We start from the raw sequence: 14,591 nt of genomic DNA, 5'->3' as shown, positions 1-14,591 counted from the left end.
GACTGGCGGGCGTCGTTTGCCGGGGCGCGGGGGCCGGACCACTTTCGGGCAATCCCTGTCCAGGAGGACGGCATGGCTCGAAGGATTCGTGGTGGTGGAGTGGCGGCCCTGGCGGCGGCGCTGGTGTTCGGCTCGATGACGGGCTCCGCGCTCGCGGACGACGCGAAGAAGGACCGCAAGGAGCAGAAGCGCATCGGTGAGGCCGTGGCCGAGAAGGAGCTGTATGTCGGCAAGCTGGCGCTCTTCGATGCCAAGCAGATTGCCCTGGGCAATCTGGCGTTGGAGAAGACCCAGGACGAGCAGGTGCGCACGTTCGCCCAGAAGCTGGTGGATGACCACAAGCAGCACCTGTCGGGCCTGAAGGCGTGGGCGGACAGCAAGCAAATCGAGGTGGCCACCATCGACCTGAACCAGCCCGCGTCCGGCACGGGCGGCTCCGGCGCGATGCAGGAGGGCTACGACAAGAAGATGGAGGGCGTCGACAAGCGCCTGAACAAGGCCATCACCGAGGCCGAGAAGGACCTGGACAAGCTGCGCGAGAAGAGCGGGAAGGACTTCGACAAGGACTTCCTGTCGCGCGTCGCCGATGACGGCAAGAAGGGCCAGGACATGGTGGACGATGGCATGAAGAAGTACGAGACCGACGCCGCCTTCAGCGAGCTCTTGCGCCGCACGCGCCAGGGCATCGCGAGCAACGAGCGGCAGGCCAAGGAGATGGAGAAGGCCCTGCGCCGCTAGGACTCGCGCGCTCGACGCCTGACAGCACCCGCGCGGTGACCCGGGCCTCCGGCGTCACCGCGCGGTGTCGTCTCAGGGAGGCGCTGTGTGTGCGCCGCCGGGCGCCTCGCGCGCTCCCGGGTTGACGCGGTGGGCGGCGGGTGTTTATCCCGACGCATGGCGAATGCCTGGAAGTGGGTAGCTGCCTGGTGGTGGGTCGTCCTGTGCTCGTGCGCGACGTCCGCGCCCCAGGTCCCGCCTGTCCCGCCGGAGGGCGCCACGCCCGTGGGGCCGTTCCTGCCGGCGGCGCGCGCGCTCTTCGCGGGGTGCACGCCGGTGCCCGACAGCCCCACGTCGCGTGTCTACCAGTGTGGTGACTCCACGGTGTGGCTGGTCGAGCGCAAGGCCGTGACGTCCGAGCGTGTGCTGGCGCTGGCCCGGGCCCGGCTGGTGGAGCGACTGGGCGAGCGCGTGGTGGTGGCGGAGGGCGCGCTGCCGTTGGCGGACCGCTCGTGGCCCGCGGCCCGCTTCGCGGTGTGTGACGCGGAAGGAGGAGGCGCGGAGGCCTCGACGCCCTGCCGCGCGGGCGGCTACCTGGTGTCCGTGGCGGGGCCGCTCGGCCGGCAGCGGGAGCTGGGCTGCGTGGCGAAGAACAACGCCCAGCCCGCGGTGGCGCGCTGCCTGGAGCTCTTCGAGTACCTCGCGGCGAAGGGCAACCCCGAGGGGGAGCTGCTCGACGAGCAGGCGATGTTGCTGCCGCCGCGCCTGCCCTGGCGCTCGTTGGCGGTGCCCGAGAAGTGTCAGCCCTCCGAGTCCACCAGCCGCGCGGGACGCATCCGCTGCGACGACGCGTCCTTCGTGTGGAGCGTGTATCGGCCCGCGCGCACCGAGGTCACGGTCCGCTGGAGGGACCAGAGCGTGTCGGAGCTGCGCGCCGCCCTGCCCGGCGCCGGGCCCGTGAAGGAGGTGGCCTGCCTGCTGGAGCAGCAGCCCGCGCGGTGCCTGCGCTTCACCGCGCCCACGTCACGCGGGCCCCTGGTCGTCTGGGCGGGGGCGACACACTGGGATGACCGCGCGGTGTTCGCGGCGTGCAGCTTCCTCGAGTCCGAGGAGCCCGCGTTCCCCGCCGTCTGCAATGGCGCCTTCTCCGTCCCCTGAACGCAGCGAGGAAGGAGCCCGCCCGTGTACGCGTTGCAGCAGGTCTCCAAGCGCTTCGGTGACACCCTCGCGCTGGACGCGGTGACGCTTACGCTTCAACCCGGGCGGACCACGGCGCTGCTCGGGCCGAGCGGCTGCGGGAAGTCCACGCTGGTGCGCCTGCTCAACGGGCTGCTGCGTCCGGATAGGGGGCAGGTGCTGTACGCGGGACAGCCGCTGCCCACGGACGAGAAGGCCTTGCTCGCGCTGCGCCACCGCGTGGGCTACGCGCTCCAGGGCGGGGGACTTTTCCCTCATCTCACGGGTGAGGAGAACGTCGTGCTGATGGCCCGGCATCTGCGCTGGCCGGAGGCGCGCATCCGGGAGCGCCAGGAGGTGCTGGTGGAGCTGACGCGGTTCCCACCCGAGGCGCTCGCGCGCTACCCGGCGCAGCTGTCGGGAGGACAGCGGCAGCGCGTGGCGTTGATGCGCGCGTTGATGCTGGACCCGGAGGTGCTGCTGCTCGACGAGCCGCTGGGCGCTTTGGACCCGCTGGTGCGGCATGAGCTCCAGGCGGACCTGCGCGCCATCTTCGCGCGGCTCGGCAAGACGGTGGTGCTGGTGACGCATGACCTGGCGGAGGCGGGGTTCCTCGGGGAGGACATCGTGCTGATGCGGGACGGGCGCGTGGTGCAACAGGGCTCGCTGACGGAGTTGGAGACCCAGCCCCAGGACACGTTCGTCACGCGCTTCATCCAGGCCCAGCGACTGTCGCCCGGGGGAGGCGTCACCGGATGAGCGCTCGCGCGAGGTGGACCTTGCTGGTGCTCGTGCTGTCGATGGGGGCCTGCTCCCGCGCGTCGAGCACGCCGGAGGGCACGGCGTCCGTGCGCGTGGGCTCCAAGAAGTTCACCGAGTCCGTCATCCTCGGGGAGATGGTGACGCAGCTCGCGCGGAGCACGGGCGCGAGCGTGAGACATCGACGCGAGCTCGGCGGCACCGCGGTGCTCTGGGAGGCGCTCAAGCGGGGCGAGCTGGATGTGTATCCCGAGTACACCGGCACGCTGCGCCAGGAGCTGCTCTCCGGCCGCGCGCTGCCCGATGACGCGGCCCTGCGCGCCGCGCTCGCCGAGGTGGGCCTGCGCATGAGCAAGCCCCTGGGCTTCAACAACACCTATGCCCTGGGCATGAAGGAGGCGGAGGCCGAGCGGCTGGGCATCCGCCGCATCTCGGATTTGCGCGAGCACCCGGAGCTGCGCTTCGGCTTCAGCAACGAGTTCATGGAGCGCGCCGACGGGTGGCCCGCGCTGAGAGACACGTACAAGCTCCCGCAGCGCGACGTGCGCGGCCTGGACCATGACCTCGCGTACCGGGGACTGGAGGCCAGCTCCGTGCAGGTGACGGACCTGTACTCCACGGACGCCGAAATCGCGGCCTACGGCCTGCGGGTCCTCGAGGACGACGCGCGCCACTTCCCCGCCTACGACGCCGTGCTGCTCTATCGCGAGGACCTGGAGTCGCGCGCCCCCGACGCCCTCGCGGCCGTGCTGCGCCTGCAGGGCCGTCTCTCGGAAGACGCGATGGTGAAGCTCAACGCCCGCGCCCGACTGGAGCGCGTGCCCGAGCCGCGGGTGGCCTCCGACTTCCTCGCCGCGAAGCTGGGCGTCTCCACCGAGGTCCACGGCGAGGGGCTCGTGTCGCGCGTGCTGCGCCGCACCCGGGAGCACCTGTTCCTCGTCGGCGTGTCGCTCCTGGCCGCGCTCGCGCTCGCCGTCCCGCTGGGCGTGCTCGCCGCGCGCAGCCCTCGGCTGGGGCAGGGCGTGCTGGGGCTCGCCGGCATCATCCAGACGATTCCCTCGCTGGCGCTGCTGGTGGTGATGATTCCGCTGCTGGGCATCGGCTCGCGACCGGCCATCGCCGCGCTGTTCCTCTACAGCCTGCTGCCCATCGTCCGGAACACCACCGCGGGCCTCACGGGAATCCCGCTGGAGGTTCGCGAGTCCGCGGACGCGCTCGGCCTGCCTCCGCGCGCCAGGCTCTGGCGCATCGACCTGCCCATGGCCTCGCCCTCCATCCTCGCGGGCATCCAGACGGCCGCCGTCATCAACGTGGGCACCGCCACGCTGGGCGCGCTCGTCGGCGCGGGAGGCTACGGGCAGCCCATCCTCACCGGCATCCGGCTGGACGACACCCGCCTCATCCTGGAGGGCGCCGTCCCCGCCGCCGTGCTGGCCCTGCTCGTCAGCGGCCTGTTCGAGGCCCTGGGCCGCGCGCTCATCCCCAAGGGGCTGCGCCTGCGCGCCGAGTCGGAGTCACGCTGACGCCTCAGGCGGCCGAGGCGTGCGTCGGCACCGGCTCCGACACCCGCTCCGCGCGGGGCGCGTCCTTCGACAGGCCCGCCGCGCACAGCCGCACCACCGTCATCCACACGAAGTCCGCCAGCAGCAGGTGCACCAGCTGCAGCCACACCGGCGCGAGCAGCACCACGTTGACGAGCCCCGCCCCCAACTGTAGGACGTAGAGGCCGGTGAGCAGCATCGCGGACTGCTTCACCTCCGGCGACGGCCGCAGCCGCGACATCCACCGCCCCACGTACACCAGCGCCGCGCCCATCAGCACCGCGATGATGGGGTGATAGATGCGCCGGCGCACGAAGAGGTGGGCCTGGTCGTTCGCGTGCTGCGCCAGCCCCTCCGCCAGCGTCTCCGAGGGGAACAGCGTGTCCCCCAGCGCCGCCACCGCGCCGCTCACGCCCAGCAGCATCATCCCGGCCACGCACACGCCCACCAGCACGCCCACCCAGCCCTGGCCCCGGAAGGCCAGGCTCGCCCGGCCCTTCGAGAACCACACCACCAGCGTCTGCGCGCCCACCAACAGGAACGTGTTCACCAGGTGCACGCCCATCCACACCGCGCGGCCGACGGACGCGTTGCCCGCCACGTACTGGAGCAGCACGATGCCGGCGCCCACCAGCGCCTCCGTCATCATGAAGAACAGCGCCCAGTTCGCCGCCTTGCGCACCGGGTGGCCCTTGGCGTGCGCCCGCATGGCCCACACGCTCAAGGCCACCGCGAGCAGCATCACCACGCCGCTGGTCAGCCGGTGGGTGTACTCGATGAGCGTCTGGACCGTCGGCTCGCGGGGCACCACCTGCCCGTTGCACACCGGCCAGTGGTCACCACAGCCCGCCCCGGAGCCCGTGGCGCGCACGAAGGCGCCCCACAGAATCACCCCCAACGTGAAGACGAGCACGCCGAGGCTGAAGCGCTGGAACGAGCGGGTCGAGGCGGGATGAGTCATCGCGCTCACCCCTTATCGCAACCGCGCTCCACCCGCCGCCCGCGCACCCCATCCAGCGTCACCCCGCCCATCAGCCCGCCTGCTCGGCTCCTCCCTCGCTCGGCGCCGGGGCATATCCGGATAGGGCCCGCCGGATGTCCCACCCGTCCTATTGGATATGCCTGCTCCCTTTGACTACCTCATTGGATGATGTCCATTGGACACTTCCCTGCCTCTAAGGGCTGGCACGTAGAGTGCTTAGCGATCGCTCAGTGCGCGACGGACCTCTCCGGAGGCTGGCGACACACGGTTTGAACAGGTGACCGCCCTCGGGCGGTCCCGGCACCCAGGGTCGAAGCTTCCCCCCTCTTGGGCCCATGGGTGTGTTCTTTGAGAGGCAACAGTCGGAAGCAGTACCGCGCTTCGGGCCGGGGTTCCCCCCCTCCCCGGCCCGGAGCGGACCTCTTCCGACGCGCGCCTCATGAGGTTCCCACAGGGGTGTGGGGAAACAGGGCGGGGCGCATCGCGGGTTGGGGTGGTTCCTCGACTTCAGCCCGCGATGCGCATCTGCTTTGCCCCCAGCACCGCCGGCAAGGGCCCGTACGCCATGGAGCGCTCGATGACGTTGCGCAGCTCGCGCACGTTGCCGGGCCACGGGTGGGCCATCAGCGCCTCCAGCGCGTCGGAGCCCAGCTGCGGTGGCGGCTGTCCCTCGGGCGTGAGCTGCCGCACGAAGTGCTGCGCCAGGGCCACCACGTCCTCGCGCCGCTCGCGCAGGGGCGGCACGCGCACCGGCACCACCTGGAGGCGGTAGTAGAGGTCCTCGCGGAAGCGGCCCTCGCGCACCAGCTGGCCCAGGTCCCGGTGCGTGGCGGCCACCACGCGCACGTCGACCTCCACCGGGCGCGTCTCGCCCAGGGGGAAGACCTCGCCGTTCTCCAGCACGCGCAGGAGCTTGGGCTGTACGTCCAGCGGCAGCTCGCCAATCTCATCCAGGAACAGGGTGCCGCCGTGGGCCGCGCGCAGCACGCCGGGGTGGTCCGTGGCCGCGCCGGTGAAGGCGCCCCTGCGGTAGCCGAAGAGCTGTCCCTCGAAGAGCTCCTTGGGGACGGCCGCGCAGTTGAACGCCACGTAGGGCCGCTGCGAGCGCGTGGAGAGCAGGTGCAGCGCCCGCGCGACGACCTCCTTGCCCGCGCCGGACTCGCCCGTGACGATGACGGTGGAGCGGCTGGCGGACAGGCGCGAGAGCTCCGCGCGCAGCCGCTTCATCGAGGGGGACGCGGCGATGAAGCCCGGCAGCTCCGTCTCGCGCCCGGGCTCCTCGGACGCGGGCTCGCTCGTGCCCGACACGCCCGCTTCCACCGCCGTGAAGCCGCGCAGCGTCGCCACCTCCAGCGCGAAGCCTCCCAGCCGGGACAGGAGCGTGAGCAGCGCGCGGCCATCCACCGGCAGCGGCCCCACGACGCCCAGCCGCAGCCTGCGTCCACACCCGTCGCCGAACTCCACCTCGTCCGTGGCCGGCCGCGCGTCCAGGCCCGCGAGCACCGTGACGCGGCCCTGGGAGTCCACCTCTTCCAGCCGGGGCGCGCAGCCGGGGAACAGGCCCTCCAGCACGCCGAGCAGCTCGCGCTGGATGAGCGGCGCGCCCATGCCGCGCACGGACAGCCGCTCGAAGGGCACCACCAGCGCCTCGGAGCCCAGGCGCGTCGTGGCCCCGGGCTCGGAGGCGGGGCTGCCCGAGCCGGCCGGGCGCGCCGTGGCGGGGATGAAGTTGGGCTGCGGCGCCATGCCGATGCGGCGCAGCTCCGCGTCGCTGGCGGCCAGCAGCTCGTCGGCGGCCGGGTCTCCCTCGTGCTTGCCCAGCCACGCCAGCAGGCTGCGCGTGAAGGCCGCCATGCACACGTCGCCGGAGAGGCGGAAGGTGCCCAGCGAGGCCTCGAGCAAGTCGCGCGCCTCGCGCGTGCGGCCCTCGACGACCAGGAGCATGCCCTCGAAGCGGTGGAGCAGCGCGGAGTGCCACGCCGACGGCATCCGCTCCAGGAAGGCGCGCGTGCGGCGCAGCACCACCCGGCCTTCCTCCCGCTGCCCGGCGTAGGCGCGCGCGGCCGTCTCGTACAGCAGGCACTCACGGCGCAGGTAGGGCCAGCCGCCCAGCTCCATGCCGCGCGCTCCGGCGGCGGCGAAGCCCGCGGCGGCGCGCTGGGCGGTGCCCTCGCTCAGGTCCGCCATGGCCTCCACGAAGAGGGCGTACGCGCCGGTGAGCGAGCGCTGGATGTTGCCGTCGTACGAGGACAGGCGGGAGGCCAGCTTGCGCAGCTCCGCGGGCCGGTTCACCGTCAGCCACAGCTTCGCGCGCGTCACCGCGAGCTGCAGCGGCGTCCAGCTCAGCTCCTCCACCACGGCGTCGGCCTCGTCCAGCGCGGCCTCCGCCTCGGCGAAGCGCGCCAGGCGAATCAGCGCCTCGGCCTCCGCGCGCGCCGCGAAGATGAACGAGAAGCCGCGCGCCATGCGTCCGCCGTACGCGGCCTCGCGCGCGCGGCGCACCAGCAGCAGCGCCTCCTCTGGCTCGCACGCCTCGTCCAGCCGACGCTGCGCGAGGAAGGCGAGGTTGCGCGCCTCCAGGAACGCGTACCCCAGCCGCGCCGCGCCCTGGGCCACTTCACGGAAGCGGCGCGTGGCCTGCGTCGTCTCGCCGCGGATGGCCTCCTCGTGCGCGCACACGTCCTCGGCGAGCAGCCGCAGCGCCGGGTCCGTCACGTGGGTGAGCGCCTCCGCCACGCGCCCCGAGTAGCGCGCCACCCGCTCCGTCTCGCCCAGGTAGAAGGCGCCCGCCGTCTGCGCCATGCGCAAGAGGCAGCGCGCGTCCGAGTCCGGTTCCTCGACCAGCAGCGCCTCCGCGCGGGCCACGTGCGCGTCACTCTTCACGGCGTCGAACAGCTTCCCATCCGGCGACGCGTAGAGGTTGGCCGCGAGCGCGTGCACCTGCAGCTCCACGCCCCTCGGCAACAGGCCCATCTCCGCCTCGCCCAGGTGCGGCAGCAGCGTGGCGAGCGCGCCCCGGCTGTCCTCGCGTCCCCAGCGCTGCAGGTGGGACAGCCCCACCGCCGCCAGCGCCCGCGCGCCCGGCGTCTTGAGCACGCCCGACGCCAGGAGCGTGAGCAGCTCCTCCTCCGCCGCGCGCCACTCGGCCCGCTTCAGTCGGTCCAGGGCGGGCTGCAGCCGCTGGCTCTCCTCGGGGCGCAGCTCCTGGCGGGACAGGGAGGGCAGCCGAGCGCCCGTGAGCCCGCCGCCCTGTAACTGCTTGAGCGCCTGCGCCACCCGACCTCGGGGACGCCGCGCCTGGGGCGCGTCTTCCGGCAGCTCCCAGCGATACACCGTCAGGGGGGTGACTCCCAGCATCCGAGCGAAGGCAGCACGACTCTGGCCCCCACGCAGCGCGCGGATGGCCTCGGGGCTCAGCTCCCCGCCTTCCCCCTTTTCCTCGATGCTCTCCACGACACCGAACCCCTTGTGCCCCCCGCGAACACAATCTCATGGGCCTTTTCCAGGGGGAATGCAAACGATTGAGCATTTCCCCGGATTACCCCCGAGTATCACCCGTCTCGACTCGGTGCGGGGGAGCACGAAGCGCCCAACATGATGTGGGATTCACCTCCCCGATGGCGGGGGAGGTCGTTATCGTATCGCGTGCCCCGAGCCTCCGAGCCACCTCCTCCGAGCGCGCCTCCCCGCCAGCAGGACGAGCGCCTGCGCCGTCTGGAGGACGCCTTGTCGGAGGGCCAGGCCCGGGAGGACGCGGCCGTCGAGGCCTGGGTGCGCAAGACGGGGCGCCTGCCTCCCCGGAAGGTCCGCCGACAGTGGGAGAAGCAGTGGCGCAAGGAGGCCCGGCGGGACGCGCGCAAGGCGACGCGGCCCCGCTCTCGGCGGCGCTCCTCGAACGCCTCCAGGGACCCGGCGAAGGCGGCGGCCTTCATCGCGCCGGCGATCGTGTGCCTGCTCATCGCCATGGGACAGCCCCGTCGGCTGTGGTGGCTCGTCTTCGTGGCGCTGGGACTCTTCCTGGCGTCGGCGAAGTACCTGAGGCGCCCCACGGAAGAAGAGGAGGCGGAGGCCACTGGTCTCGGGGTGAAGCCCGCCGCATCCGCCGAGCCCGTGGACCCCAAGGTGGCGCGCGTGGACGCGGTGTGCGCGAAGCTGCTGGCGGAGCTGGCCCAGGGGCCCGCGGTGCTGCGCGAGGTGGTGCACGCCCCCGAGCGCACGGTGGAGGCGCTGCGCCAGGGCTGTCACGCGCTGGCGAGCCGGGAGCGGACGCTGCGCGCGCTGGCCACACCCGAGGAGGCGAGCCGGCTGGAGGAGGAGCACCGCGCGCTGTCCGCGAGGGTGGCGACGGAGCGGGACGCGGTGGTGCGTGAGCGGCTCCAGGGCGCGCTGTCCGCGCTCGAGTCGCAGCGTCAGCAGCGCGCGGAGCTGTCCACGGCGGCGGACCGGCTGGAGGCCGAGTACACGCGGCTGTTCTACACGCTGGAGGGCCTCTACGCGCAGGTGCTGCGGGTGCGCACGGCGGACGCGTCCGGCGAGGACGTCGCCGGACTGGGCCTGCGCCAGAGCGTGGAGCAGCTCGGCGCCGAGGTGGAGGCCGTCACGGAGGCGCTGGAGGAGGTCCACCGCCCCCCCGACGGCCGGGTGCGCACGCGCTGAAGCGCTACTCGCTGAGCGCGCCGCCGCGAGCCGCAGGCGCGTCCCCACCGGTCGCGACGCGCACCGTCTTCGCGTTGAGGAACTCGTGGATGCCCAGGTCCGCGAGCTCGCGCCCGTGGCCGGAGTTCTTCACCCCGCCGAAGGGCAGCCGCGCGTCGGACACCACCATCTGGTTGACGAACACCATGCCGGACTCGATGCCGTCGATGAAGCGGCGCTCCTCGCCCGCATCGCGCGTCCACACGCTGGCGCCCAGGCCGAAGGGCGTGGCGTTGGCCAGCTCCACCGCGTGCTCCACGTCGCGCGCACGCAGCAGCGTGGCCACCGGGCCGAACAGCTCGTCATGGAACGCGGGCGCGGAGGGCGGCGGGTCCGCGAGCACGGTGGGCGGATAGAAGTTGCCGGGCCGCTCCAGCGGCCTGCCTCCGAGGAGCAGCCTCGCGCCGGCCTTCACGCTCGCCTCCACCTGCGCGTGCAGACCCTGGAGGATGCCCGGCGTGGCCAGCGGGCCCAGGTCCGTCTTCGGGTCCATGGGGTCGCCCACGGTGACCTTCTTGAGGCGCTCGACGAAGCGGCGCTCGAACTCGGCGGCGATGGGCTCGGCGACGATGAAGCGCTTGGCGGCGATGCAGGACTGGCCGTTGTTGATGAGGCGCGCGGACGCGGCCGTCTCCACCGCCTTGTCCAGGTCCGCGCTGGGCATGACGATGAACGGGTCGCTCCCGCCCAGCTCCAGCACGACCTTCTTGAGCGACTTGCCCGCGGACTGGCCCACCGCGCGGCCCGCGCCCTCGCTGCCGGTGAGCGTCACCGCGCGCACGCGGGCGTCCTCGATGACGCGGTTGACGTCGGCGGTCTCGATGAGGAGCGTCTGGAACGCGCCCTTCGGGAAGCCCGCGTCCAGGAACAGCGTCTCCAGCGCGAGCGCGCACTGGGGCACGTTGTGCGCGTGCTTGAGCAGGCCCACGTTGCCCGCCATCAGCGCGGGGGCCGCGAAGCGCACCACCTGCCAGAAGGGGAAGTTCCACGGCATGATGGCCAGCACGGGCCCCAAGGGTTGGTAGCGCACGAAGGCGGTGTCGCCGCCCACGTCGATGGGCCGGTCCTTGAGCAGCCCCTCCGCCTTGGCCACGTAGTAGCGGCACGCCGTCGCGCACTTCTTCGCCTCGGCCTTGGCGGCCTCCAGCGGCTTGCCCATCTCCTCGGTCATGATGCGGCCGTAGTGGTCCGCCCCCGCGTCCAGCAGCTCCGCGGCGCGGCGCATCCAGCGGGCGCGCTCGGCGAAGGGCGTCTGGCGGTACGCGCGGAACGTGTCCGAGGCGAGCTGGAGCCTCGACTCCAACTGCTCCGGAGTGAGGGCGTCGAACGTGCGCAGCGTCTTGCCGGACGTCGGGTCGATGGTGGCGATGGCCATGGGAGGCTCCTTGCGGGAGCGCGGTGATAGCAGTCGGGCGCGCGCGCACAATGCCCGGTGAAGGCCAGCGTCAGGGCCCGCACGCGCCGGGGCCCCCGTGTTCCTGATATGCGACACATGTCGCCCGCGTCCGCCATGCCCCAATTCCTCGTCCTGCCCGACGGCCACCGCCTCCCCCTGGACAAGCCCGTCCTCTCCCTGGGCTCCGACGCCACGTGTGACGTGGTGCTCACGGGCACGGGCGTGAAGCCGAGCCACGCGCTGCTGTTTCGCGACGCGCGCGGCTGGAGCGTGTCCCCGGCGGGGCGCGGCTGTGACGTGCGCGTGAAGGGCCGGCGCGTGGACCTGGCGCCGCTGGAGCCCGGCGACCGCATCCGCCTGGGCACGGTGGAGGTGGAGCTCGTCGAGATGGGGGAGGGGCGCACGGAGGGCGCGCGGACGCCCGAGCCCCGGCGCCTGGTGGCGGTGATGGCGGAGCTGTCCTCGCGGCTGCTCGCGCAGCGGCCACCGTTGGAGTTGCTCGACGTGGCGATGCGGGGCCTCGCCGACGTGGTGGGCGCGGACGTGGGCTTCCTCGTCGCGGCGGACTCGAGCCAGGGGCCCCGGCGCGTGTTGTTCGCCACCGGCGCGAAGGCCGAGGCCGCGGTGGTGGACAGCCTGGTGGACCGGGTGCTGACGTCGGGCGCGCCCGTGCTCGTGGCGGACGTGGCGGCGGACGCGGCCTTGGCGGGCGCCCCGAGCCTGGAGGCGCTGCGACTGGGCTCGGCGCTGGTGGTGCCGCTGCGCGTGGAGGTGGTGCCGTTGTCGGTGGTGTACCTGGGGCGCAAGCTCGGCGCGCCCGCTTTCACCTCGGCGGACCTGGAGGAGGCGCTGGCGCTCTGCGCGATGACGGCGCTGCTGCTGTCGACGCGGCGCGAGCTGACGGAGCTGCGCTCGCGCGTGGAGGGGCTCACTCGGCGCATCGAGGCGGCGACGTTCGAGGGGCTCATCGGCGAGTCCCCGGCGATGCGCGCGCTGTATCGCCAGGTGGAGCGGCTGGGCCCCACGCCGCTCAACGTGCTCATCCAGGGAGAGACGGGCACGGGCAAGGAGCTGGTGGCCCGCGCGCTCCATCGCCGCGGAGGGCGTCCGGGGCGGCTGGTGGCCATCAACTGCGCGGCGCTGCCGGAGAGCCTCATCGAGCGCGAGCTGTTCGGCCACGCGCGCGGCGCCTTCACCGGCGCGGGCGCGGAGCGGGCGGGGCTGGTGGAGGCGGCCGACGGAGGCACGCTGTTCCTGGATGAGATTGGCGACATGCCGCTGTCGCTCCAGACGCGCCTGTTGCGCGTGGTGCAGGAGCGCGAGGTGACGCGGCTGGGGGAGCACACGCCGCGCAAGGTGGACGTGCGGGTCGTCTCCGCGACGCACGTGCCGCTGGAGGAGGCGGTGCGCAGGGGCACCTTCCGCGCGGACCTGCGCTACCGGCTGGAGGAGGTGCGCGTGGACGTGCCGCCCCTGCGCGAGCGCGGTGACGACGTGCTCCTGCTCACGCACCACGTGCTGACGCAGGAGTCGCGCAAGGCGCGGGGCCTCACCCAGAAGGCCATGGAGGCGCTGCGAGGCCATCCGTTCCCCGGCAACGTGCGCGAGCTGGTGTCGCGCGTGCGGCGCGCGGCGGTGCTGGCCACGGACGAGCTGCTGCGCCCCGAGGACCTGGAGCTGGGCGCGGAGGACGGGCCCATGGTTCCGCTGGAGGAGGCGCGCGAGGCCTTCGTCCAGCGCTACGTGCGTGAGGCGATTGCCCGCTGTGGCGGCAGCAAGAAGGACGCGGCGGCGGCGCTGGGCATCGGCCTGCGCTCACTGTTCCGCTACCTGGGCGAGGGGGACTGACACGCCGCCTCCTCGGGAGGCCCTGTCCGCGTGCCAGTCCTGGCACGTTTCCCCCAGCGCCGCGCGCCCGTGAGCGCCGTTCGTCGCGCAACCCCTCGGAATCGCGGGGCTTCGCGTCCGCGTGAGCCCGCGGCACGGCGGTTGCGATGGGGCCTGGCCATACGCCGCTGACGGAAAGGGCCGGCGCGCGGCGAGAACGACCTTCACGGAGACGAACATGAAGCGATGGCTGATGGCGCTGTTCCTGGCGGTGGTGGTGACGGGCTGTGGCAGCACGAGCGAGGACGACGACAAGAACCCGAACAACCCCGACCCGAACGACCAGGAGAAGATGCTCTGCAGCGCGAGCAAGGCCTGTCCCTCCGGGCAGTTCTGCTTCAACGGCTTGTGTGCCCTGGGCTGCCAGTCGAACGCGAACTGCGCGGCGGACCAGTACTGCGACACCGAGGACACGGGCGCGCTGGCCTCGTACTGCAAGAACAAGAAGGTGCCGACGTGCACCTCCGACACCCAGTGCCTGAGCAACCAGACCTGCATCGAGGGCCTGTGCAGCCTGCGTCCGCCCGCGAACCCGCCCACGTGCGACCCGAACACGTCCGACTTCAAGGATGGCTGCGACACCTACTCGGTGTGCATGGACCCGGATGACGACGGGGCGCGCCAGCCGTACTGCGCCAGCTTCGCGCCGTGCGCCGAGGACGGGGCCTGCCCGGTGGGCCTGGGCGGCGCGGTGTGCAACGACGGCTACCTGTCGAACAAGGGCCGCTTCTGCATGCAGGGCCTCTGCCGCGACAACTCCAACTGCCCCTCGGAGTGGAGCTGCGTGAAGCCCTTCACGGGCTCGGTCATCGGCTTCTGCAGCCCGGGCGCCTTCGGCTTCCCGTGCCAGGAGAACTCGCAGTGCAAGAGCGGCCAGTGCTTCGGCGCGCCGGGCTTCATGGGCACCTGCATGTAGCAGGGCGCTGAAGTCGGTCCTCGTGCTTCCAGGGAGCACGAGGGTCGTGCCTCGCGGGGGCTCGCGCTCCCGCGGGGATTTGCGCGTAGAGTGGCGAGGCCTTGCTGATGCGTCGCTTCCTTTCCTGCTGTGGGCTGGTCGTGCTCGTGCTGCTGTTCGCGCCGGGCTGTCCTCTCGACATCCGTGTCCGCTGTGACGAGTCACACGCCTGCGCCTCGAACGAGGTCTGCGTGCGGGGAGGCTGTGAGCCTCGGCCCGTGGAGCGGGTGGGGGAGGACTGTGACGGGGACTCGGAATGCGGCCCCGGGCTCACCTGCGGCCTGGGCTTTCCGGGGGGGTACTGCCTGCTCGAGTGCTCCGCCGACGCGCCATGTCCCTCGGGCACCGTGTGCGCGAAGGACCTGGGGGTCTGCCTGCTCGGGTGCAGCGAGGACTGCTACCGCCCGGGCTACGGCTGTGGCCCGGTGCCCGACTCCTCGGGACTGCTGAACGCCTGCGTGCCCGTCGTGACGCAGGCGGATG

Annotated in this window: 10 protein-coding genes and 1 pseudogene; 8 read left to right on the top strand and 3 right to left on the bottom strand. The window is 72.6% G+C overall.

The features are described from left to right. Nucleotides 1–72 precede the first annotated feature (72 nt). From FL311_RS31925 to FL311_RS31910, 4 genes are all read left to right on the top strand, one after another. Nucleotides 73–738 (top strand): DUF4142 domain-containing protein, encoded by a 666-nt coding sequence (locus FL311_RS31925; protein ID WP_228557213.1) that lies wholly within the window; start codon nt 73–75, stop codon nt 736–738. Between the two features lie 156 nt (nt 739–894). After that, nucleotides 895–1,875 carry a hypothetical protein gene (locus FL311_RS31920; RefSeq protein WP_141331130.1) on the top strand — a complete coding sequence of 327 codons (981 nt, stop codon included), beginning with the start codon at nt 895–897 and terminating at the stop codon, nt 1,873–1,875. 24 nt (nt 1,876–1,899) lie between these two features. Beyond that, a complete protein-coding gene (locus FL311_RS31915) occupies nt 1,900–2,652 on the top strand; it encodes an ATP-binding cassette domain-containing protein (protein WP_141331128.1) in 753 nt (250 codons plus the stop codon). Then, nucleotides 2,649–4,175, top strand: coding sequence for a glycine betaine ABC transporter substrate-binding protein (locus tag FL311_RS31910; protein ID WP_141331126.1), 1,527 nt, complete (start codon nt 2,649–2,651; stop codon nt 4,173–4,175). The genes FL311_RS31915 and FL311_RS31910 overlap by 4 nt, the downstream gene beginning before the upstream one ends. A gap of 4 nt (nt 4,176–4,179) precedes the next feature. Here FL311_RS31910 and FL311_RS31905 read toward each other — a convergent pair whose 3' ends face one another. Together FL311_RS31905 and FL311_RS31900 are read right to left on the bottom strand one after the other, a co-directional pair. Further along, nucleotides 4,180–5,154 (bottom strand): heme A synthase, encoded by a 975-nt coding sequence (locus FL311_RS31905; protein ID WP_141331124.1) that lies wholly within the window; start codon nt 5,152–5,154, stop codon nt 4,180–4,182. A gap of 528 nt (nt 5,155–5,682) precedes the next feature. After that, nucleotides 5,683–8,628: a sigma-54 dependent transcriptional regulator gene (locus tag FL311_RS31900; RefSeq protein WP_228557212.1), complete on the bottom strand. Its 2,946-nt coding sequence runs from the start codon at nt 8,626–8,628 to the stop codon at nt 5,683–5,685. Nucleotides 8,629–8,820: 192 nt separating this feature from the next. Between FL311_RS31900 and FL311_RS31895 the strand changes: the two genes are divergently transcribed. Then, entirely contained in the window at nt 8,821–9,831 is a 1,011-nt protein-coding gene (locus FL311_RS31895; RefSeq protein WP_194869444.1) for a hypothetical protein, read from the top strand. 4 nt (nt 9,832–9,835) lie between these two features. On the opposite strand, the gene FL311_RS31890 is transcribed toward FL311_RS31895, so the two are convergent. Next, complete coding sequence (locus tag FL311_RS31890; RefSeq protein ID WP_141331122.1) at nt 9,836–11,245, bottom strand: NAD-dependent succinate-semialdehyde dehydrogenase; 1,410 nt, start codon at nt 11,243–11,245, stop codon at nt 9,836–9,838. A gap of 135 nt (nt 11,246–11,380) precedes the next feature. Between FL311_RS31890 and FL311_RS31885 the strand changes: the two genes are divergently transcribed. The 3 genes and pseudogenes from FL311_RS31885 to FL311_RS31875 form a co-directional block, all read left to right on the top strand. Continuing rightward, on the top strand, nt 11,381–13,114 hold the full coding sequence (locus FL311_RS31885; protein WP_141331120.1) for a sigma 54-interacting transcriptional regulator: 1,734 nt from the start codon (nt 11,381–11,383) through the stop codon (nt 13,112–13,114). 217 nt (nt 13,115–13,331) lie between these two features. Then, nucleotides 13,332–14,069 (top strand): Dickkopf N-terminal cysteine-rich domain-containing protein, encoded by a 738-nt coding sequence (locus FL311_RS31880; RefSeq protein ID WP_141331118.1) that lies wholly within the window; start codon nt 13,332–13,334, stop codon nt 14,067–14,069. 107 nt (nt 14,070–14,176) lie between these two features. Then, nucleotides 14,177–14,591 (top strand): annotated as a pseudogene (locus tag FL311_RS31875) (hypothetical protein); the annotation flags it as partial.

Origin of the sequence: Myxococcus sp. AB025B (assembly GCF_006518215.1) — a bacterium.
GTDB classification, from domain to species: Bacteria; Myxococcota; Myxococcia; order Myxococcales; family Myxococcaceae; genus Myxococcus; species Myxococcus fulvus.
Note: the sequence above shows the minus strand (reverse complement) of the source record. Positions and strands in the feature narration are given on the sequence as shown.

Bases quoted from the DNA above. Each gene is read 5' to 3' on its own strand.
- FL311_RS31925 (WP_228557213.1), top strand. From the start codon at position 73: ATGGCTCGAAGGATTCGTGGTGGTGGAGTGGCGGCCCTGGCGGCGGCG.
- FL311_RS31920 (WP_141331130.1), top strand. From the start codon at position 895: ATGGCGAATGCCTGGAAGTGGGTAGCTGCCTGGTGGTGGGTCGTCCTG.
- FL311_RS31890 (WP_141331122.1), bottom strand. From the start codon at position 11,245: ATGGCCATCGCCACCATCGACCCGACGTCCGGCAAGACGCTGCGCACG.
- FL311_RS31910 (WP_141331126.1), top strand. From the start codon at position 2,649: ATGAGCGCTCGCGCGAGGTGGACCTTGCTGGTGCTCGTGCTGTCGATG.
- FL311_RS31905 (WP_141331124.1), bottom strand. From the start codon at position 5,154: ATGACTCATCCCGCCTCGACCCGCTCGTTCCAGCGCTTCAGCCTCGGC.
- FL311_RS31885 (WP_141331120.1), top strand. From the start codon at position 11,381: ATGCCCCAATTCCTCGTCCTGCCCGACGGCCACCGCCTCCCCCTGGAC.
- FL311_RS31880 (WP_141331118.1), top strand. From the start codon at position 13,332: ATGAAGCGATGGCTGATGGCGCTGTTCCTGGCGGTGGTGGTGACGGGC.